Consider the following 18,740-nt stretch of genomic DNA (forward strand, 5'->3'; position numbering starts at 1 on the left):
AAAGCGGGCGGCAAGAAGGGCCGGGACATGTTTCCGGTGCTTCTGTCGCCCGCTTCTTTATCAGGCACGATGTCGCATTTTCCGTGCCAGCGATGCCCGCAGGGCTCAGACGTGCTGGCCGCCATTGATGTGGATTTCGGAGCCCGTGACATAGGACGAGGCTTCGCTGCAGAGGAAATAGATCGTCTCCGCCACTTCCGCCGTCTTGCCTAGGCGGCGCAGCGGCAGATGCTCCACCAGCTTGTCCGTACCCGGCGACAGAATGGCGGTGTCGATCTCGCCCGGTGCAATCGCATTGACGCGAATGCCGTGCGGTCCGAAATCCGATGCCATCTCGCGCGTCAGCGAGGCCAGCGCTGCCTTGGACGTCGCATAGGCCGTACCGGCGAAGGGATGCACCCGGCTGCCGGCGATCGACGTCACGTTCACCACCGATCCCTTGGCTGCTTCGAGCTCCGCGAAAAGCCCGCGAGCCAGCATGATGGGTGCGAAGAAATTGACGCGGAAGACGTCCATCCACGTGTCCATCGGCGTCGCGATCGAATCGAGACGCTCGCCCTTGCCATTCTTCGGGGAGATACCGGCATTGTTGACCAGCGCATTCAGGCGCCCGCCCTCGCTCGCCAGCCGCTGCCTTATCTCCGCCACCGCATGTTCGACATCGACGGGATCGGCAAGATCGACCTTGATGTGATCTTCCGGCCCTGCCGGCCATGGGCAATTATCGGCGAAACCCTGGCGCGAACAGGTAATGACGCGCCATCCGGCCTGGGAAAAACGTTTGACTGTGGCATGGCCGATGCCACGGCTTGCGCCGGTCAGAACGAGGACTTTGCGAGGTTGATCAGCGGTCATGATTTAGGTCTCCGTCCCAGCCATAGACGAAAGCATCGGGAATATCGAGGCATAAGTTTTCGCGCTCATTGATCAAGGAAGGCGAAGGCAATAAGTTGACCGCCGCAGAAGAGGGGGAGCAAGCATGAACGGTTATGTCCTGGCCATCGATCAGGGAACGACTTCGACCCGAGCGATCATTTTCGACAAGAATCGCAAGGTCGTGGGCACGAGCCAGCGCGAGTTCCAGCAGATCTATCCGCAGTCGGGCTGGGTGGAACATGATCCGGAAGAAATCTGGCAATCCGTGGTGGGCACGTGCCAGATCGCCATCGACAACGCCAGGATCGAGGCCGGCGAAGTGGCCGCCATCGGCATCACCAATCAGCGCGAAACCGTCGTCGTCTGGGACAAGGCCACGGGCCGCCCCGTGCACAATGCCATCGTCTGGCAGGATCGGCGCACGGCGGCCACATGCCAGAAACTGAAGAAGCAGGGACTGGAAAAACGCTTTACCCGGAAGACCGGCCTGTTGCTCGACCCGTATTTCTCCGGAACCAAGCTTGCCTGGATCCTCGACAAGGTTCCGGGTGCACGCAAGCGCGCGGCAAATGGCGAACTGCTGTTCGGAACAATCGACAGCTTCCTCATCTGGCGGCTGACCGAGGGAAAGGTGCATGCCACCGACGCCACAAATGCCTCGCGCACGCTGCTGTTCAACATCGCCAGGAACGAGTGGGACGACGAACTCCTGGATATCCTGCGGATACCGCGCGCCATGCTCCCCGAGGTCAAGGATTGCGCCGCCAATTACGGTTCGGCCGCCGCCTCGCTATTCGGCGCCGCCATACCCATTCTCGGCGTCGCCGGCGACCAGCATGCGGCAACCATCGGCCAGGCCTGTTTCGAGCCGGGCATGTTCAAATCCACCTATGGAACCGGCTGCTTCGCCGTCCTGAACACCGGGAGCGACATGGTCCTGTCGAAGAACCGGCTGCTGACGACCATTGCCTACCGCCTGAACGGCAAGACCACCTACGCCCTGGAAGGCTCGATCTTCATCGCCGGCGCTGCCGTGCAATGGCTGCGCGACGGCCTGAAGATCATCGGCTCGGCGCCTGAGACCGGCAAGCTTGCCGACCAGGCCGACCCGAGCCAGGAAGTCTATCTCGTACCCGCCTTCGTCGGCCTCGGAGCGCCCCATTGGGACGCCGAAGCGCGCGGCGCCATCTACGGGCTGACCCGCAATTCCGGTCCGGCGGAATTTGCCCGCGCGGCGCTCGAAGCGGTCTCCTACCAGACCCGCGACCTCCTGGACGCAATGCGCAAGGACTGGAAATCGGCGGATGCCAAGACCGTGCTGCGCGTCGATGGCGGCATGGTGGCATCCGACTGGACCATGCAGCGGCTGGCCGACATACTCGACGCGCCGGTCGATCGCCCCACAATATTGGAGACGACGGCACTCGGCGCGGCCTGGCTGGCCGGATCAAAGGCAGGCATCTGGCCGAATCGGCGGGAATTCGCCAAGACCTGGGAGCGCGACACGCGCTTCACGCCGAAGATGGACGAGAAGACCCGCAAGAGGAAGATCGCCGGCTGGAAGGCAGCCGTTCGCCGCACATTGACGAGTTGAGGCAACGGCAGTTGCCGGGCGGCTTCAATTGCCCATGATCAGGTCGAACAGCGTGGTCTTCCCGCGCTTCTGCCCGGAACCGCCTACGTCGCCAGGCGGCACCGGACGGGTCGACCCCGTCTGGCCGGTGATATCGACCGGCGGCATCGGCGCACCGCCGTCGAGCTGGGCCGAAGGCGCGCCGCCATCCGCGCCGGAGGCCGGCAAGATGTCGTTGCCATCCTCGACCTGCTCGTTGAGCCGATAATTGCCGGGCAATGCGGCAACGGGCACGCCCTTATGGGCCGCGACCATGAAATCCTTCCAGGCGATCGCCGGCAGGGAACCGCCGGTCAGCTTGGTCGGCTTGCCATTGTCATTGCCGAACCAGACGCCGGTCGTCAGGTTCGACGTATAGCCCACGAACCAGGCGTCGCGGAAATTCTGGCTGGTGCCGGTCTTGCCGGCCGCCGGCCAGCCGAACCTGGCCCTGGTCGCCGTGCCGCGCTCGATCGTCTGGCTGAGCATCGCATTCATCATGCCGACATTGCGCGCCTCGATGACGCGGCTCGGCGCTGGCGCCTTGTACTCATAGAGCAGCTTGCCGCCCGTCGTCCTGACCCGCCGGATGATATGGATCGGCGCCTTGTAGCCGCCATTGGCGAAGGGAACGAAGGAATCCGTCAGTTCCAGCAAGGTCACCTCCGAAGTGCCGAGGGCGAGCGAGGCGTTGGAGGTGAGGTCCGATTCGATGCCCAGCCGGTGGGCGGTGGAAACTACCGTTGCCGGGCCGACCTCCATCACCAGCTGCGCCGAGACCGAGTTGAGCGACCGCGCCAGCGCCTCGGCAAGCGTGACCTTGCCGTAATATTTGCCGTTATAGTTTCCCGGCGTCCACTTGCCGATGCGGATCGGAGCGTCATTGCGCACGGAATCCGGTGTGAAGCCCGCTTCGAGCGCCGAGAGATAGACGAAGGGCTTGAAGGTCGAGCCTGGTTGGCGGCGCGCCTCGCTGGCACGGTCGAACTGGCTGTTGGCATAATCATAGCCGCCGACGAGCGCGCGGACGGCGCCGGTGCCGTCGATGGAGACCAGCGCGCCCTGCGACACCTTCAGCTTGTCGCCATTCTCGCTGATCAGATCGCGGATCGAGGCTTCGCCGAGCTTCTGCAGCCCGAGATCGACCGTCGTATCCACCACGACGTCGGACCGAACCTCGCCGATGAGCTCGGGCAATTCCTCCATGACGCGATCCGCCACATATTGCTCCGATCCGGTCCAGTAGGACGAGACGCGCGAGGCGGGCTGCTTCATCGCGAAGGTCAGCTCCTTGTCGCCGATCACGCCCTGCTCGCGCATGGCGGCAAGCACAAGCTGCGACCGCTCGCGGGCCGCCTTCGGATCGCGTGCCGGAGAGAGACGCGACGGCGCCTTGAGAAGTCCGGCAAGCAGCGCTGCCTCGGGCAGGGTGACTTCCTTGGCCGACTTGTTGAAATAACGCCGCGAGGCTGCGGCGACACCGTATGATCCGGAACCGAGATAGACCCGGTTCAGATACATTTCGAGTATCTGCTTCTTCGTATATTTCTGCTCAAGCCAGAGCGCGAGGAGCACTTCCTGCACCTTGCGCTCGATGGTGCGGTCCGGCGTCAGGAACAGGTTCTTGGCGAGCTGCTGCGTGATGGTGGAGCCGCCCTGGACGAGACGCCCGGACATGACATTTGTCACCATGGCGCGGGCAAAGCCGATGGGATCGACGCCGAAATGCGAGAAGAACCGGCGGTCCTCGATGGCCACCACGGCTTCAGGAATGTAGGGCGACATTTCGGTCAAATCGATCGCCTCGCCGCCGGAAGCCCCCCGATTCGCGATGAGATCGCCCTCCACCGATACGATCTTCACATTGGGCGGGCGGTCGGGAATGCTCCAGCTCGTCGTTTGCGGCATCTTGGCGGCGAAGTAGATGACGGTCCCCGCCATCGCGATGCCGCCCCAGAGGCAGAGAACCAGCGACCAGTATACCGCACGGCGCAGCGCCGAGACGAGCCCGCCGCCGCTCTTGCGGCGCGTTGCGCGGCTCCGCCTGGTCTTGGGCGATTTGCGTGCTGCCGTCTTGCGTTTTGCCAGCGGTCTGTCCTCCGGATCGGCACGCAGATCATCGCCGGACCGACGCCCGGAGCCGAAGGACGGTTCGATGCGCTGCCTGCCTCTGTCGCGTGGTGCCATTAGGGCCGTAACCTCAATCAATCAAAGGGCGTGATGAGACACTGCCCACGCGTTGCAGAGTAATTGCGGCAATTTAAGGGGCCGTTAAATTTCGCGCAGGTCTTCATCATCAACGCGCCAGCGTGCCTGCCGGCGGCGCCCGCATCTGCCATGGGCCCTTCAAACCGGGGGCGAAAGGCTCTACGATAGGGGCTTCTCGTCAAGCTGAACCCGTGGAGCGGCATATGCGACTCATCGTTCTTGCATCCCTGGCCTTGCTGGTGACCGGCTGCGGCGGCGGCGCCTTCCAGCGACTCAATCCGAACCATCCGAACGAGGCGCAATACCGCCTTGGCGGCTGTCAGCTGCGGGGGCACGGCGTGTGCAAGGACATGCAGGAATTCGAGGGTCCGGCCACGCCTGCGCAATAGCAAAAGAATATTCTTGGCAAGCCCTTGATAATTGGTCCTCCGAGGTCTACTTTTACTCTTGCGTAACGAACGGTTCTCCTCCCATTTTTCGTTCGTTGCGTGTTCCCCTCTGGACGCTATTGCGTTCACAATTCGCCGGGCATATTGCCCGGCTTTTTTGTGGCCAGCACCAAGCCGCGATGTTCCCTGTCAGCCGGGGAGCCATCCCGCGGACCATCACCCGTTTTTTACTTTCCAGGAATAGAATTGCATGGGATGAGGGCAATGGGGTCGGGGGAAGTCATGAGCAGCGTGGAAAAGTCCAGGGTCGGCTGGGTGGATATCGCCAAGGGGCTGTGCATCATCTTCGTGGTGATGATGCATTCCGTACTCGGTGTCGAGGCGGAAGCGGGCGCGACCGGATGGATGCACGCGGTCGTCGCATTCGCCCAACCCTTCCGCATGCCGGACTTTTTCCTGATCTCGGGACTCTTCCTCGGCATTGTCATCGACCGGCCGTGGATCCGCTATATTGATCGCAAGGTCGTGCATTTCGCCTATTTCTACGTGCTGTGGCTCACCATCCAGTTCGTGTTCAAGGCGCCCGCCATTGCCGCCGAAACCGGCATTGCGGGCGTGATCGGCGCCTATGCCTTGGCCTTCATCCAGCCATTCGGCACATTATGGTTCATCTATCTGCTGCCGGTGTTCTTCCTCGTCACCCGCATGCTGAAGAATATGAACCCCTGGCTCGTGCTCGTCGCAGCCGCCATTCTCGAAACGCTGCCGGTTCATACCGGCTGGCTCGTCATCGATGAGTTCTGCAGCCGCTTCGTCTATTTCTATGCGGGCTATGCCCTTGCCCCCCTCATCTTCCGGCTGGCGGAACGGTTGAGCGCACATCGTCTCGTTGCGCTCGCCATTCTGCTTGCATGGGCCCTGATCAATGCCTGGCTGGTCTTCACCCACGCGCCGCCATCCCTGGCCGCTTTCATCCCGCCGGAAAGTTATGTTTCAGGCGGGCTCGGCGGCTGGGCGACCGTTCCGGTGATCTCGCTCGCCGCCGGAGGCGCCGGTGCGCTCGCGATCGTCTCGATATCCTCGCTGCTGGCCTCGGCCAGGCGCAGCGGCATCGTCCGGGCGCTGGAATGGCTCGGGGCGCATTCGATCGTGATCTACCTTGCCTTCTTCCTGCCGATGGCTGTGGCGCGCACCATCCTGCTCAAGACCGGCATCATCGCCGATATCGGCACGATCTCGCTGCTGACGCTCATCTGCGGCGTGCTCGGCCCGGTCGTGCTGTTCGGGCTGATCCAGCTCACAGGCTACGGGCAGTTTCTTTTCAGCCGGCCGGAATGGGCGAAGATCGAGCGTCCGCGCGGCAGTGGAGAGCTTTCCGCCACCGCGCCTTAGGCACCACCGCGCCCTAGATCAGCTATGGGCGAATATATCCTGTTCGTCCCAGCCCATGAGGTCGAGCCGCGAGCGCGTCGGGAGAAATTCGAAACAGGCGGCAGCTTCCTGCGCCCGCCCGTCGCGTTCCAGCCGCTCCTGCAGGATCGTGCGCAGCCGGTGGAGATAGAGCACGTCCGAAGCGGCATATTCGAGCTGAGCCTGCGACAGATGCGGCGCCGCCCAGTCCGAGGATTGCTGCTGCTTGGACAGGTTGATCTCGAGCAGTTCGCTGCACAATTCCTTCAGGCCATGCCGGTCCGTATAGGTTCTGACCAGCCGCGACGCGATCTTGGTGCAGAACACCGGCCGCGGCATCACGCCGAACGTGTGGAACAGCACCGCAAGATCGAACCTGCCGAAGTGGAAAATCTTGGTGATGCCGTCATTGCCGAGCAGCCTGACGAGGTTCGGCGCGGCGATCTGGCCCTTGTCGATCTGGATGACATCGGCCGTCCCATCGCCGGGCGAAATCTGCACCACGCAGAGCCGGTCGCGATGCGGATTGAGCCCCAGCGTCTCCGTGTCGATGGCGACGGCATCGACCTGGTAATTGTCGAGATTGGGCAGATCATTGCGGTGAAAGCGAATTGTCATGGTCGGTTCCGATTATTTGGCGAGCGCATCGAGGATGCGTGCCCAGGAGCGTTGCCCCTTGTGGAAGGAGTTCAGCTCATATTTCTCGTTGGGCGAATGAATGCGATCGTCCTCCAGGCCGAAGCCGACCAGCAGGGATTCCATGCCGAGCATGTTCTGGAAATCGCCGACGATCGGGATCGACCCGCCCATGGCGATCAGGACAGCGGGCTTCGGCCATTCGTCGCTGAGGGCATCCTTGGCCTTGGCGAGTAGCGGCGAGTCATAGGAGAGCTGGATCGCTGGCGAACCGCCATGTTCGTGGAATTCCACCGAGCAATCGGCAGGGATGCGCTCACGCACGAAGGCGCGGAACGCTTCGCGGATCTTTGCCGGGTCCTGTTTGTGGACGAGGCGGAACGAGACCTTGGCCGAGGCTTGCGCGGCGATCACCGTCTTGAAGCCCTCGCCCGTATAGCCGCCGGTGATGCCGTTGAACTCGGCCGTCGGCCTTGCCCATGTCAGTTCGAGGACGGAGCGGCCCTTCTCGCCCGAAGGTTCCGACAGGCCGATGGGGCCGAGGAAGCTCTCGGCGGTCCTGCCAAGCCCTTCCCACATCTGCAGGATCTGCGTCGGCGTTTCCTCCACGCCCTCATAGAAGCCCGGAATGGTGACGCGGCCGTTCTCGTCATGGATGTCGGCGAGCACCCTGGCCAGGATACGGATCGGATTGGCGGCTGCGCCGCCGAAGAAGCCGGAATGCAGGTCGCGATCGGCGGCCTTGACGACGATCTCCTCGCCGACCAGCCCGCGCAGGCCGACCGAGATCGCCGGCGTCTGCGGGTCCCACATGCCGGTATCGCAAACGAGGGCGAAATCCGCCTTCAATTCATCCTTGTGTGCTTCGAGAAAGGGCTTCAGCGATGGTGAGCCGGATTCTTCCTCGCCCTCGAAAAGCAGCGTCACCCGCACCGGCAGCTTGCCATGCACCGCCTTGTAGGCGCGGCAGGCTTCGACGAAAGTCATCAACTGTCCCTTGTCGTCGGAGGTGCCGCGGCCGGTCAGAACCTTGCGGCCATTGCCGAGGTCCTTGACGGCGGGCGCGAACGGATCGTTCTCCCAGAGTTCGAGCGGATCGACCGGCTGGACGTCATAATGACCGTAGAACAGCACATGCGGCGCGGAAGCATCCGGACCGTCATGATGCGCGACGACCATGGGATGGCCCGGCGTGTCGCGCAGGCTCGCATCGAAACCGATGGTCTTGAGGTCTGCCACCAGCCATTCGGCTGCCTTCCGGCAATCCGGCTTGAAGGCGGGATCGGTAGAAATCGACTTGATCCTCAGGAGATCGAATAGCCGCTCAAGGCTCTTGTCGAGATTGGAGTCGAGCGCATCGAGGACGGGGGCGAGTTCAGACATGGGATTTCCTGAATGTTGGGCGAGACTATGAGGGAGCTCTTCTTAGCCCATTTTGCCGGCAGTGGCACAAAAAAATGGGACGACCCGTCGCCACAAAAGAAATGGCCGCCGTGGCGGGGGGACCACAGGCGACCAGATCACTACACTCATTACAACCAGCCCTGGAGAGGGGGGATGGGGGTGGTTGCAGACCGGAAACAAGGCGGGGGACGAGCCTTGCAGACCGGACATCGATCTAACGTCGACAGCCTGGATTTGGGGGAGCAACCGTGGCAATTCAAGGGCGAAAAAGATTACATCTTTGTAACAAAGCCGTGACCATATGGCGCCGCACCGATGCGCTGGCCAATGGCCTGGCGCGAATGTCAGCAGCCTGTGAAACAACGCGGCATGGCATTTCCTTTTTGCAGGTCATCCTTTAATCCTATCGCTCATGAACAAAGGCGATCATCTGTTTCTAGTCGATGGCTCCGGATATATTTTCCGGGCCTATCACGCACTCCCCCCGCTCACCCGTAAATCCGATGGCCTGCCGGTCGGCGCCGTCTCGGGTTTCTGCAACATGTTGTGGAAGCTGCTGCGTGAGGCGCGCGATACCTCCGTGCGTGATACGCCGACGCATTTCGCCGTCATCTTCGACTATTCCTCCACCACATTCCGCAAGGAGATCTATGCGGATTACAAGGCGAACCGTTCTGCCCCGCCGGAAGATCTCGTTCCGCAATTCGGTCTGATCCGGCAGGCGACGAAGGCCTTCAACCTCCCCTGCATCGAGAAGGAAGGCTATGAGGCGGACGATCTCATCGCCACCTATGCCCGCATGGCCGAGCAAGCCGGGGCGGAAGTGACCATCATTTCCTCCGACAAGGACCTCATGCAGCTCGTGACGCCGCTGGTGTCGATGTATGACAGCATGAAGGACAAGCAGATCGGTATTCCGGACGTCGTCGAAAAATGGGGCGTGCCGCCGGAAAAGATGATCGACCTGCAGGCATTGACCGGCGATTCCACCGACAATGTGCCCGGCATTCCCGGCATCGGGCCGAAGACCGCGGCGCAATTGCTGGAGGAATTCGGCGATCTCGACACATTGCTGGCGCGCGCATCCGAGATCAAGCAGCAGAAGCGGCGCGAAAACATAATTCAATATGCCGAACAGGCGCGGATATCGCGCCAGCTCGTGACCTTGAAGACGGATACGCCCATCGATGTCGGGCTCGATGAGTTTCGGCTCGAGCCGCAGAACGGCCCCAAGCTGATCGCCTTCCTGAAAGCGATGGAATTCAATTCGCTGACCCGGCGGGCAGCAGAAGCCACGGGCGTCGATGCCGGCGCCGTCGATCCGGCCGACGTCAAGGTCGTCGCCGTTGCCGAAGCACGCGGGCCGGACCTCGATGCGATCGAGGCAGCCGAGAGCACCGGCGCCGAAGAGGCGGCGAAGCCGTCCAACCTCAACGCGGTCTTTACTCCGGCCGAACTCGTCAAGGCGCGCACGGACGAGTCGCTAGGCGCGCGGATCGACCGCAGCACCTATACGACCATCCGCGATGTCGCGAGCCTTGAAATCTGGATCGACGAGGCGATGGCTTCCGGGCTGCTGGCCTTCGACACCGAAACGAGTTCCTCGGACCCCATGCAGGCGGATGTCGTCGGCATATCGCTGGCAACGCGGCCGGGACGCGCCGCCTATATCCCCATCGGGCACAAGAGCCGCGACGGCGATCTCCTCGGCGGCGGCCTGCTCGAGCACCAGATACCGGAGAAGGACGTCTTCAGCCGGTTGAAGCCGCTGCTGGAAGACCCGTCGGTGCTCAAGGTCGCCCATGGCATGAAATTCGAATGGCTGATCATGCATCGCCACGGCATCGATCTTCATCCGGTCGACGACACGATGCTGATTTCCTATGTGCTCGATGCGGGCGAAGGCAGTCACAGCATGGACAGCCTGTGCGATCGCTGGCTTGGCCACAAGCCGCTATCCTTCAAGGAGATCGTCGGTTCCGGCAAGTCGACGCTCACCTTCGACAAGGTCGAGATCGAGCGTGCTGCCGAATATGCGGCGGAAGATGCCGACGTCACGCTGCGGCTGTGGCGCCTACTGAAGCCGCGACTCGTCGCCGATGGGCTCGTCTCTGTCTATGAGAGGCTGGAGCGGCCGCTCATTCCCGTTCTGGCGCGTATGGAAGAGCGGGGAATTTCGGTCGATCGGCAGATTCTGTCGCGGCTTTCGGGCGATCTCGCCCAATCGGCCGCCGCCATCGAAGAGGATATCTACAAGCTGGCCGGCGAGCGGATCAATATCGGCTCGCCGAAGCAGATGGGCGACATACTCTTCGGTAAGATGGGATTGCCGGGCGGCAGCAAGACCAAGACCGGCCAGTGGTCGACTTCGGCGCAACTGCTCGAGGATCTCGCCGCAGAGGGGCATGAACTGCCGCGCAAGATCGTCGACTGGCGCCAGCTGACCAAGCTCAAATCAACCTATACGGATGCCCTGCCCGGCTATATCAACCCACGCACGCAGCGCGTCCACACTTCCTATGCCATGGCCGCCACTTCGACCGGGCGGCTCTCCTCCTCGGAACCGAACTTGCAGAATATTCCCATCCGCACCAGCGAGGGTCGCAAGATCCGGACTGCGTTCATCGCCAGTCCCGGCAACAAGCTGATTTCGGCCGATTACAGCCAGATCGAGCTTCGCGTGCTGGCGCATGTGGCGGAAATCCCGCAGCTGACGCAGGCCTTTGCCGATGGCATCGACATTCACGCCATGACCGCCTCGGAAATGTTCGGAGTGCCGGTGGAAGGCATGCCGTCGGAAGTGCGGCGGCGGGCCAAGGCGATCAATTTCGGCATCATCTACGGCATTTCGGCTTTCGGCCTCGCCAATCAGCTGTCGATCGGGCGCGAAGAGGCCAGCCTCTATATCCGCACCTATTTCGAGCGCTTCCCCGGCATCCGCGACTACATGGAGGCGACGAAGGCTTTCGCCCGCCAGCACGACTATGTGGAAACCATCTTCGGTCGGCGGGCGCATTATCCGGAGATCCGCTCCTCGAACCCGCAATTGCGCGCTTTCAACGAGCGAGCTGCCATCAATGCGCCGATACAGGGGTCGGCCGCCGATATCATCCGCCGCGCCATGGTGCGGATGGATGCGGCACTGGCGGATGCGCGGCTTTCAGCCCGCATGCTGCTGCAGGTCCATGACGAACTGGTGTTCGAGACGGCGGAAGACGAGGTCGAGGCGACGCTGCCGATCATCCGGCAGGTGATGGAGAATGCCGCGATGCCGGCCGTCTCCCTGTCGGTGCCGTTGCAAGTCGATGCCCGCGCCGCCCATAATTGGGACGAGGCGCACTGACGGCAGCGGTCTTCAGGGCCATTGGCCAAAGGGCATTTGGCCCGGTCTATTGGATCGCGTCGAGCCGCCGCCGCTGGGCGTGCATCTCAAGGAAAATGCGATAATCCCGGTCGAGCCGCTTGCGGGCGTCGGGATTGGGCAGCCTTTCGCGCCCGCCCTGCTTCATCGCAACGCAGGCCGATGGCAGATCGGGATAGAAGCCCGCCGCCGTCGCCGCAACCATGGCCGTTCCGAGGAGGACCGCATCCTCGGCGGCGGAGGTGATGACGGTGCAGCCGGTGGCATCGGCATAGAGCTCCATCAGCAATGGGCTCTTGGTATGGCCGCCGGTCACATGCATCGTGTCGATCGCATAGCCCTTCTCATTGAAGGCATCGAGAACGTGACGCACGCCGAGCGCAATGGCCACTGAAGTGCGCCAGTAGAGGCGGCACAGGCTGTCGAAGGACGCATCGAGATTGAGCCCGCTTATGACACCGACGGCGTGGGGATCGGCCAACGGCGAACGGTTGCCGTGGAAGTCGGGCAGGACATGCAGCCGGTTGGCAAGATCGGGCTCCTGGCTGCGCAATTCATTGATGCGCTGGGCGATCTTGCCATGCAACTCGCCATCCGGCTCGCCGACCGAACCATGCAGGCGGATGATATGATCGAGAAGCGCGCCCGTCACCGACTGACCGCCTTCGCTGAGCCAGATATCCGGCAGGGCCACGCCGTAATAGGGCCCCCAGCCGCCACTGATAAGAATGGGATCGGGCGAAAGCGCCATCAGGCAGCTCGACGTGCCGGCGATCAGCGCCAGGTGCCGGTCGATCTGCGAGAGGTCGCAGGCAAACCCGCCGAGGACGCCGAGCGCTCCCGCATAGGCATCGATCAGGCCGGCGCCGACATGGCAATCGGTGGTGAGGCCGAGCGCGGCAGCCGCGTCGGGAGTGAGCCGTCCGACATCGGTACCGACGGGGCTCGCCTTTTCCGGCAGATTGCCCTTTGCCACCATGTCGTCGAGCCCGATTTCCTGCAGATAATCCGGCTGCCAGCCACGTTCCTCATGGGCGAGATAAGTCCATTTGCACGTCAGCGTGCATTGCGAGCGCTCAAGCGAGCCGGATGCACGCCAGCTGAGATAATCCGCCAGATCGAAGAAATAGCCAGCCTTGTCCCACGTCTCGGGCAGATGCCGCTTCAGCCACATAAGCTTCGGTGTCTGCATCTCGGGCGACATGGCGCCGCCGAGATATTCAAGCACCTTGTGCCCCGTGGCCGAACATTCATCAGCCTCCTCGAGCGCGCGATGATCGAGCCAGACGACCGTGTCCCAGCGATTGTCGCCCGTGGTTGAGACCGTGAGAGGATCACCCTGCCGATCCCTGACGACCAGCGAACAGGTGGCATCGAAGCTGATGCCGGCCACTTCCGAGGCGGCGATGCCGGCGGCCTTGAGCGCGCCACGGACCGCGATGCACACGGCTTTCCATATGTCTTCGGAGTCCTGCTCGGCGTGATCGGTGGCAGGCTTGTTCATCACGATCGGATGTTCGACCCTGCCGGCCAGCCTGCCGCTCTTATGAACTATGCCCGCGCGGGCGCTTCCTGTACCGACATCGACGGCGCAGACATATTCAGGCATCAAGGAACTTTCAGCTTGGCCTTCTGCTGCGTGAGCAAATCAGGCAATTCCAACATGTCGGCGAATATACAGTCTGGTCCGAGAGACGCAAGCGTCTCCTCCAGCCGTCCGCCACGGGAATGGGTGCCTCCGGTGAATGCGAATACCCGCATTCCGGCGCTCTTGGCGGCAGCGATTCCTGCCGGGCTATCCTCGATGACGACGCATTCGCGCGGATCGACATTCATCGTCTTGGCCGCGAAAAGGAAGAGGTCCGGCGCGGGCTTGCCGTTCTTGACCATCGTGGCGCTGAAGATATGCGGATCGAGCAGATCGATGAGGCCGGTCAAGGTGAGCGACAGCCTGATGCGCTCGGGCTGGCTCGACGACGCCACGCAGCGCGGCACATCGATGCGGCGCAGCGCGTCGGCAATGCCGGGGATAGGCTTCAGGTCCAGCTCGAACCGGCCATAGAGGTTCTTGCGCATTTCCTCGAGGTCCGCCTCGCTGGCGGCAAAGCCGTAATCCTCGTGCAGAACCTTGCTGATCGTGGCCATGCTGCGCCCAAGGAAGCGGTCATAGGCCTCGTCCTCGGTCATGCTGACACCGCTCTTGCCGATCATTTCGAGCAGGACGGCGATGGAGATCGGCTCGCTGTCGACGAGCACACCGTCACAATCGAAGATGACCAGGGAGGGTATTGTCATTTTTGCACTGTCCGAATTGCCGTTCATTGTCCTGCAACGCCCCCTGACCTGCCGGTCAGAGCCTATCGTCCAGATAGAGCTTCAGCGTTTCCCGCGCGCCTTCCTGCCACAGCGTGCGGAGTATGCGCGAGAACGATTCGACAAAAACCGGCGTCGTTCCTACTTCGCCGAAAATATCGGTCATGGCAAGGAATGCCTTGGGGTCGTCCTTGGCCTTGAGTGCTTCCACCTTGAGGCGCTCGGCGCTGGCGTCAAGATAATTCGTGGGCTGGCCGCTATCGGTCGTGCCGGCGCAGAAGCGGCACCACAGGGCCGAAACCAGCGACAGGCCGGTTATGCTGCTTCCGGCCTTCAGCCGATCCGCCGTCGTCGGCAATATGAACTTCGGTTGACGGTTCGATCCGTCCTGGCACAGTCTCTGGATCGTGTCGCCGATCTTGGGGTTGGAGAATCGACGCACTATGAGATCGAAATATTCGTCGAAAGGCATATCCGGCACGGGCGGCAGGACCGGGATGATCTCTTCGGTCTCGAGCTTGGTGAGGAAATCGCGGATCAGTGGCTCTTCCATCGCCTCATGCACGAAATGGATGTCCATCAGCGCCGCCGGATAGGCGATCGCCGCATGGCCGCCATTGAGAATGCGGATCTTCATCAGTTCGTACGGAGCGACATCCTTGACGAAGGTCACGCCCACCCGGTCGAGCGAGGGGCGCCCGATGGGGAAATGATCCTCCAGCACCCATTGCTTGAAGGGTTCGCAGAATACCGGCCAATTATCCTCGATGCCGAATTCGCTCTGCAGCAACTGGCGCTCGCGGTCGGAGGTCGCAGGCGTGATGCGATCGACCATGCTGTTCGGGAAAGCGACATGTTCCCGAACCCATTCCGCCAGATTGCCGTCGATGAGCTCGGCGAGCCCGCTGACCGCGTCGCAGGTCACATGGCCATTGCCGGGGATATTGTCGCAGGACATCACCGTGAAAGGCGGCGTGTTGTCGTTGCGCCGGCGGATGAGGCCGGCGAGGATCAGGCCGAACACTGTCTTCGGGCGGTCGATCGCCTGCGCATCAGCCACGATGGCCGGGTGCTGCGGATTGAAGTGGCCGGATGCCGGATCGATGAAGTAGCCGCCTTCGGTAATCGTCATCGACACGATGCGGATGGCGGGATCGGCGAGGCGGGCAATGGTGTTCTCTTCATTGCCGGGTTCGAGATAGTCGATCATCGCGCCCGTGACATGCGCCACCCTGTGCCCGCTATCCTGCTCCACCACCGTGGTCAGCCAGTCCTGTTCCTTGAGCTTCTGGCGCATGGTCTCGTCGGAGGGCAGGACGCCGGCCCCGATGATCCCCCAGTCGCGGTCGACGCCCGCATTGAACAGGGCGTCGAGATAGACCGCCTGGTGGGCCCGGTGGAAATTGCCGATGCCGAAATGGACGATGCCGGCGGAAAGGTCGGACCTGCCATAGGCGGGAACGCCGACATTTGCCGGGAGCCGGTCCAGCCCAGCCTGGGAAAGTTTGACAGTCATCGGATTCGACCTCTCATGCTTCATACCGCTTATCCGTCCGCCTTTCGGGCGGGCGGTCAGCTCATCCAGTTGCCGCCGTCGACATTGTATGTCTGCGCCACGACGTAATCGCTCTCGCTGCTGGCGAGAAAGACCGCCGATCCGGTGATGAGGGCCGTCTTTCCTGCCAGTCTGTCCATATTGCCTTACGTCCTCTGGATGGCCTGGCCATCGGCGCCGAACCTGTGCATGCGCGGGGCGTCGGGCGTCAGATAGACCGGCTGCCCGTGTTCGGCGGTGAAGTCGCCATCGGTCCGCACGGTGATCTTGCCGGCGCTTTCCGTCTGGACGTGGATGAACGTATCGGAGCCGAGATGCTCGCTGACGCCGACGGTGCCTTTCCACGCCCCTTCGGTGGTGGATATCTTCACATGCTCCGGCCGCACGCCGAGCGTCGCCGCGTCGTGGCGGGCGGCTTCCGGCCCCTCGATCAGGTTCATGCGCGGGGAGCCGATGAAACCGGCGACGAAGACATTGCGCGGGCTGCGATAGAGATCGAGCGGCGAGCCCACCTGCTCTATCCTTCCGGCATTGAGCACGACGATCTTGTCGGCCATCGTCATGGCCTCGACCTGATCGTGGGTGACGTAGATCATGGTGGTTTGCAGTTGATGGTGCAGGTCGCTGATTTCCAGCCGCATATTGCCGCGCAGGGCCGCATCGAGGTTCGACAGCGGCTCGTCGAAGAGGAAGGCCTTCGGCTGGCGGACGATCGCGCGACCGATGGCAACGCGCTGGCGCTGGCCGCCGGAGAGCTGGCCGGGGCGGCGGTCGAGATAATTTGCAAGATTGAGGATATTCGCGGCGTCCCGCACCTTCTTGTCGATGGTGGCCTTGTCCTGGCCGTCCATTTTCAGCGGAAAGGCGATATTCTGGTAGACGCTCATATGCGGATAGAGCGCATAGGACTGGAATACCATGGAAAGGCCGCGATGCGCCGGCGCTTCGTTCGACATATCCTTGCCGTCGATGACGATGCGCCCCGCCGACAGGTCTTCGAGGCCGGCGATCATGCGCAGGAGCGTCGATTTTCCGCAGCCGGAAGGCCCGACGAAGACGACGAACTCGCCATTGTCGATCTCGAGGTCGATTTCGGGAATGACCGTCGTCGTACCGAACGACTTGGACACTTTTTCTAGCGTTATGCTACCCATGATACGTTTCCCATCTTCATTGGCCGCGCCACGGGGCCTGTTTATTTGACGGCGCCGAAGGTCAGGCCGCGGACAAGCTGCTTTTGCGAAAACCAGCCCATGACCAGGATCGGCGCGATCGCCATCGTCGATGCGGCCGAAAGCTTGGCCCAGAACAGGCCCTCGGGGCTCGAATAGGAGGCGATGAAGGCAGTCAGCGGCGCCGCATTGGCAGCCGTCAGATTGAGCGTCCAGAAGGCTTCGTTCCAGGCCAGGATGATGTTGAGCAACATGGTGGAGGCTATTCCCGGCACGGCCATCGGCGTCAGCACATAGACGATCTCCTTGGCAAGCGATGCGCCATCCATGCGGGCCGCCTCAAGGATCTCGCCGGGTATCTCCTTGAAATATGTGTAGAGCATCCAGACGATGATCGGCAGGTTGATCATGGTCAGCACGGCGACGAGGCCGATACGGGTGTCGAGCAGGCCCCAGTCGCGGAAGATCAGGTAGAGCGGCACGAGAACGCCGACGGCGGGCATCATCTTCGTCGACAGCATCCACATCAATATGTCCTTGGTGCGTTTCGTCGGCGAAAAGGCCATGGCCCAGGCAGCAGGGATGGCCAGCAGCAGACCGAGCAACGTGGAGCCGACTGAAATGACGATGGAGTTCATCACATGCTTGCCATAGTCGGACCGGCTCTGCACCTCGTGATAATTTTCGAGCGTCCAGTCGAAGAAGAGGAATTGCGGCGGCGTCGCTATCGCCGTGCCCTCGCTCTTGAAGCTGGTCAGGAAGGTCCAGAGGATCGGAAAGAAGATCAGGAAGCCGATCGTCCAGCCGATGATGGTGAAGGTGAGTTTCGTACGCGTCTTGACTGCCCGGGCCATATCAGCGCTCCAGGTTCTTGCCGATGAGGCGGATGAGGAAAAAGGCGACGATATTGGCAAGGACGACCGCGACGATACCGCCGGCCGAGGCGCCGCCGACGTCGAATTGCAGCAATGCCTGCATGTAGATGAGGTAGGTGATGTTGGTCGTCTGGATGCCCGGACCACCATTGGTCGTCACCAGTATTTCGGCGAAGACGCTGAGCAGGAAGATCGTCTGGATCAGGATCACCACGGTGATGGCGCGGGAAAGATGCGGCAGAACCAGGTAATAGAAGCGCGAAAACACCCCGGCGCCGTCCATTTCGGCTGCCTCGATCTGCTCGCCGTCAAGCGACTGCAATGCGGTGAGCAGGATGAGCGTGGCGAAGGGCAGCCACTGCCAGGCGACGATGAGAATGATGGAAAACAGCGGCAATTGCGCGAACCAGTCGATCGGCTGGAAGCCGAACGTCCGCGCGATCCAGGCGAATAGCCCGTTCACCGGATGCATCAGCATGTTCTTCCACACCAGCGCCGAAACGGTCGGCATGACGAAGAATGGGGCGATGACCAGCAGTCGCACGATGCCCTGGCCGAAGAACGGCTGGTCGAGCACCAGCGCCAGCAATATGCCACCGATGACGGTGATCAGCAATGTGCCGCCGACCAGCATCAGCGTGTTGCCCAAGGCGGTGAAGAAGGCGGGATCGGTGAGAAAATACTGGTAGTTGACGACGCCGATATATTCTTCCGTCCCCGGCATCAGCAGATTGTAGCGCAGGAACGAGAAATACAGCGTCATGGCGAGCGGCACGATCATCCACAGGAACAGCAGGATGACGGCTGGCGACATCATGAGCCGGGCGGTTGCGCGTGTCTGAAGCGTTGCCATGGTCGGGTTTCCGAAGTTGCGATCGTTTGAAGCCGGGTGTCACCTCGGGGAGGACCGGGCGGCGCCGACATTCGCG

14 protein-coding genes and 1 pseudogene are annotated in these 18,740 nt (G+C 62.1%); 4 read left to right on the plus strand and 11 right to left on the minus strand.

Going from position 1 to position 18,740, the window contains the following annotated elements; all coding sequences use genetic code 11:
* Window positions 1-105: 105 nt before the first annotated feature.
* Window positions 106-855 carry an SDR family NAD(P)-dependent oxidoreductase gene (locus M8997_RS07615; protein ID WP_250019406.1) on the minus strand — a complete coding sequence of 250 codons (750 nt, stop codon included), beginning with the start codon at window positions 853-855 and terminating at the stop codon, window positions 106-108.
* Window positions 856-979: 124 nt separating this feature from the next.
* Here M8997_RS07615 and glpK point away from each other — a divergent pair, with 124 nt between their 5' ends.
* Window positions 980-2,470 carry a glycerol kinase GlpK gene (gene glpK / locus M8997_RS07620; RefSeq protein WP_250019407.1) on the plus strand — a complete coding sequence of 497 codons (1,491 nt, stop codon included), beginning with the start codon at window positions 980-982 and terminating at the stop codon, window positions 2,468-2,470.
* Window positions 2,471-2,494: 24 nt separating this feature from the next.
* Here the strand turns inward: glpK and M8997_RS07625 are convergent, their stop codons facing one another.
* Window positions 2,495-4,675: a transglycosylase domain-containing protein gene (locus M8997_RS07625; protein ID WP_250019408.1), complete on the minus strand. Its 2,181-nt coding sequence runs from the start codon at window positions 4,673-4,675 to the stop codon at window positions 2,495-2,497.
* A gap of 224 nt (window positions 4,676-4,899) precedes the next feature.
* Here M8997_RS07625 and M8997_RS07630 point away from each other — a divergent pair, with 224 nt between their 5' ends.
* Both M8997_RS07630 and M8997_RS07635 read left to right on the plus strand, forming a co-directional pair.
* Window positions 4,900-5,085: a hypothetical protein gene (locus M8997_RS07630; RefSeq protein WP_250019409.1), complete on the plus strand. Its 186-nt coding sequence runs from the start codon at window positions 4,900-4,902 to the stop codon at window positions 5,083-5,085.
* 255 nt (window positions 5,086-5,340) lie between these two features.
* Complete coding sequence (locus tag M8997_RS07635; RefSeq protein ID WP_250019410.1) at window positions 5,341-6,477, plus strand: acyltransferase family protein; 1,137 nt, start codon at window positions 5,341-5,343, stop codon at window positions 6,475-6,477.
* Window positions 6,478-6,495: 18 nt separating this feature from the next.
* Here the strand turns inward: M8997_RS07635 and M8997_RS07640 are convergent, their stop codons facing one another.
* Window positions 6,496-7,113, minus strand: coding sequence for a ribonuclease D (locus M8997_RS07640; RefSeq protein WP_250019411.1), 618 nt, complete (start codon window positions 7,111-7,113; stop codon window positions 6,496-6,498).
* 12 nt (window positions 7,114-7,125) lie between these two features.
* Window positions 7,126-8,514 carry a dipeptidase gene (locus M8997_RS07645; RefSeq protein ID WP_250019412.1) on the minus strand — a complete coding sequence of 463 codons (1,389 nt, stop codon included), beginning with the start codon at window positions 8,512-8,514 and terminating at the stop codon, window positions 7,126-7,128.
* Window positions 8,515-8,947: 433 nt separating this feature from the next.
* Between M8997_RS07645 and polA the strand changes: the two genes are divergently transcribed.
* Window positions 8,948-11,878: a DNA polymerase I gene (gene polA, locus M8997_RS07650; protein ID WP_250019413.1), complete on the plus strand. Its 2,931-nt coding sequence runs from the start codon at window positions 8,948-8,950 to the stop codon at window positions 11,876-11,878.
* Window positions 11,879-11,924: 46 nt separating this feature from the next.
* On the opposite strand, the gene M8997_RS07655 is transcribed toward polA, so the two are convergent.
* From M8997_RS07655 to M8997_RS07685, 7 genes and pseudogenes are all read right to left on the minus strand, one after another.
* Window positions 11,925-13,505: an FGGY-family carbohydrate kinase gene (locus tag M8997_RS07655; RefSeq protein WP_250019414.1), complete on the minus strand. Its 1,581-nt coding sequence runs from the start codon at window positions 13,503-13,505 to the stop codon at window positions 11,925-11,927.
* Window positions 13,505-14,191, minus strand: coding sequence for an HAD family phosphatase (locus tag M8997_RS07660; RefSeq protein WP_250019415.1), 687 nt, complete (start codon window positions 14,189-14,191; stop codon window positions 13,505-13,507). Before M8997_RS07660 ends, M8997_RS07655 begins: the two co-directional genes overlap by 1 nt.
* A 55-nt stretch (window positions 14,192-14,246) precedes the next feature.
* The gene (locus M8997_RS07665; protein ID WP_250019416.1) at window positions 14,247-15,725 is read right to left on the minus strand and encodes a mannitol dehydrogenase family protein; all 1,479 of its coding nucleotides are present in this window, start codon (window positions 15,723-15,725) and stop codon (window positions 14,247-14,249) included.
* 56 nt (window positions 15,726-15,781) lie between these two features.
* Window positions 15,782-15,874: pseudogene (locus M8997_RS07670) on the minus strand (L-iditol 2-dehydrogenase); the annotation flags it as partial.
* A 36-nt stretch (window positions 15,875-15,910) separates the two neighbouring features.
* Window positions 15,911-16,918 (minus strand): ABC transporter ATP-binding protein, encoded by a 1,008-nt coding sequence (locus M8997_RS07675; RefSeq protein WP_250019417.1) that lies wholly within the window; start codon window positions 16,916-16,918, stop codon window positions 15,911-15,913.
* Window positions 16,919-16,959: 41 nt separating this feature from the next.
* Window positions 16,960-17,790, minus strand: coding sequence for a carbohydrate ABC transporter permease (locus M8997_RS07680; protein ID WP_250019418.1), 831 nt, complete (start codon window positions 17,788-17,790; stop codon window positions 16,960-16,962).
* A 1-nt stretch (window position 17,791) separates the two neighbouring features.
* Window positions 17,792-18,664 (minus strand): carbohydrate ABC transporter permease, encoded by an 873-nt coding sequence (locus M8997_RS07685; RefSeq protein ID WP_250019419.1) that lies wholly within the window; start codon window positions 18,662-18,664, stop codon window positions 17,792-17,794.
* Window positions 18,665-18,740: the final 76 nt, after the last annotated feature.

It is taken from the genome of Phyllobacterium sp. 21LDTY02-6, assembly GCF_023554255.2.
Taxonomy (GTDB): Bacteria; Pseudomonadota; Alphaproteobacteria; order Rhizobiales; family Rhizobiaceae; genus Phyllobacterium.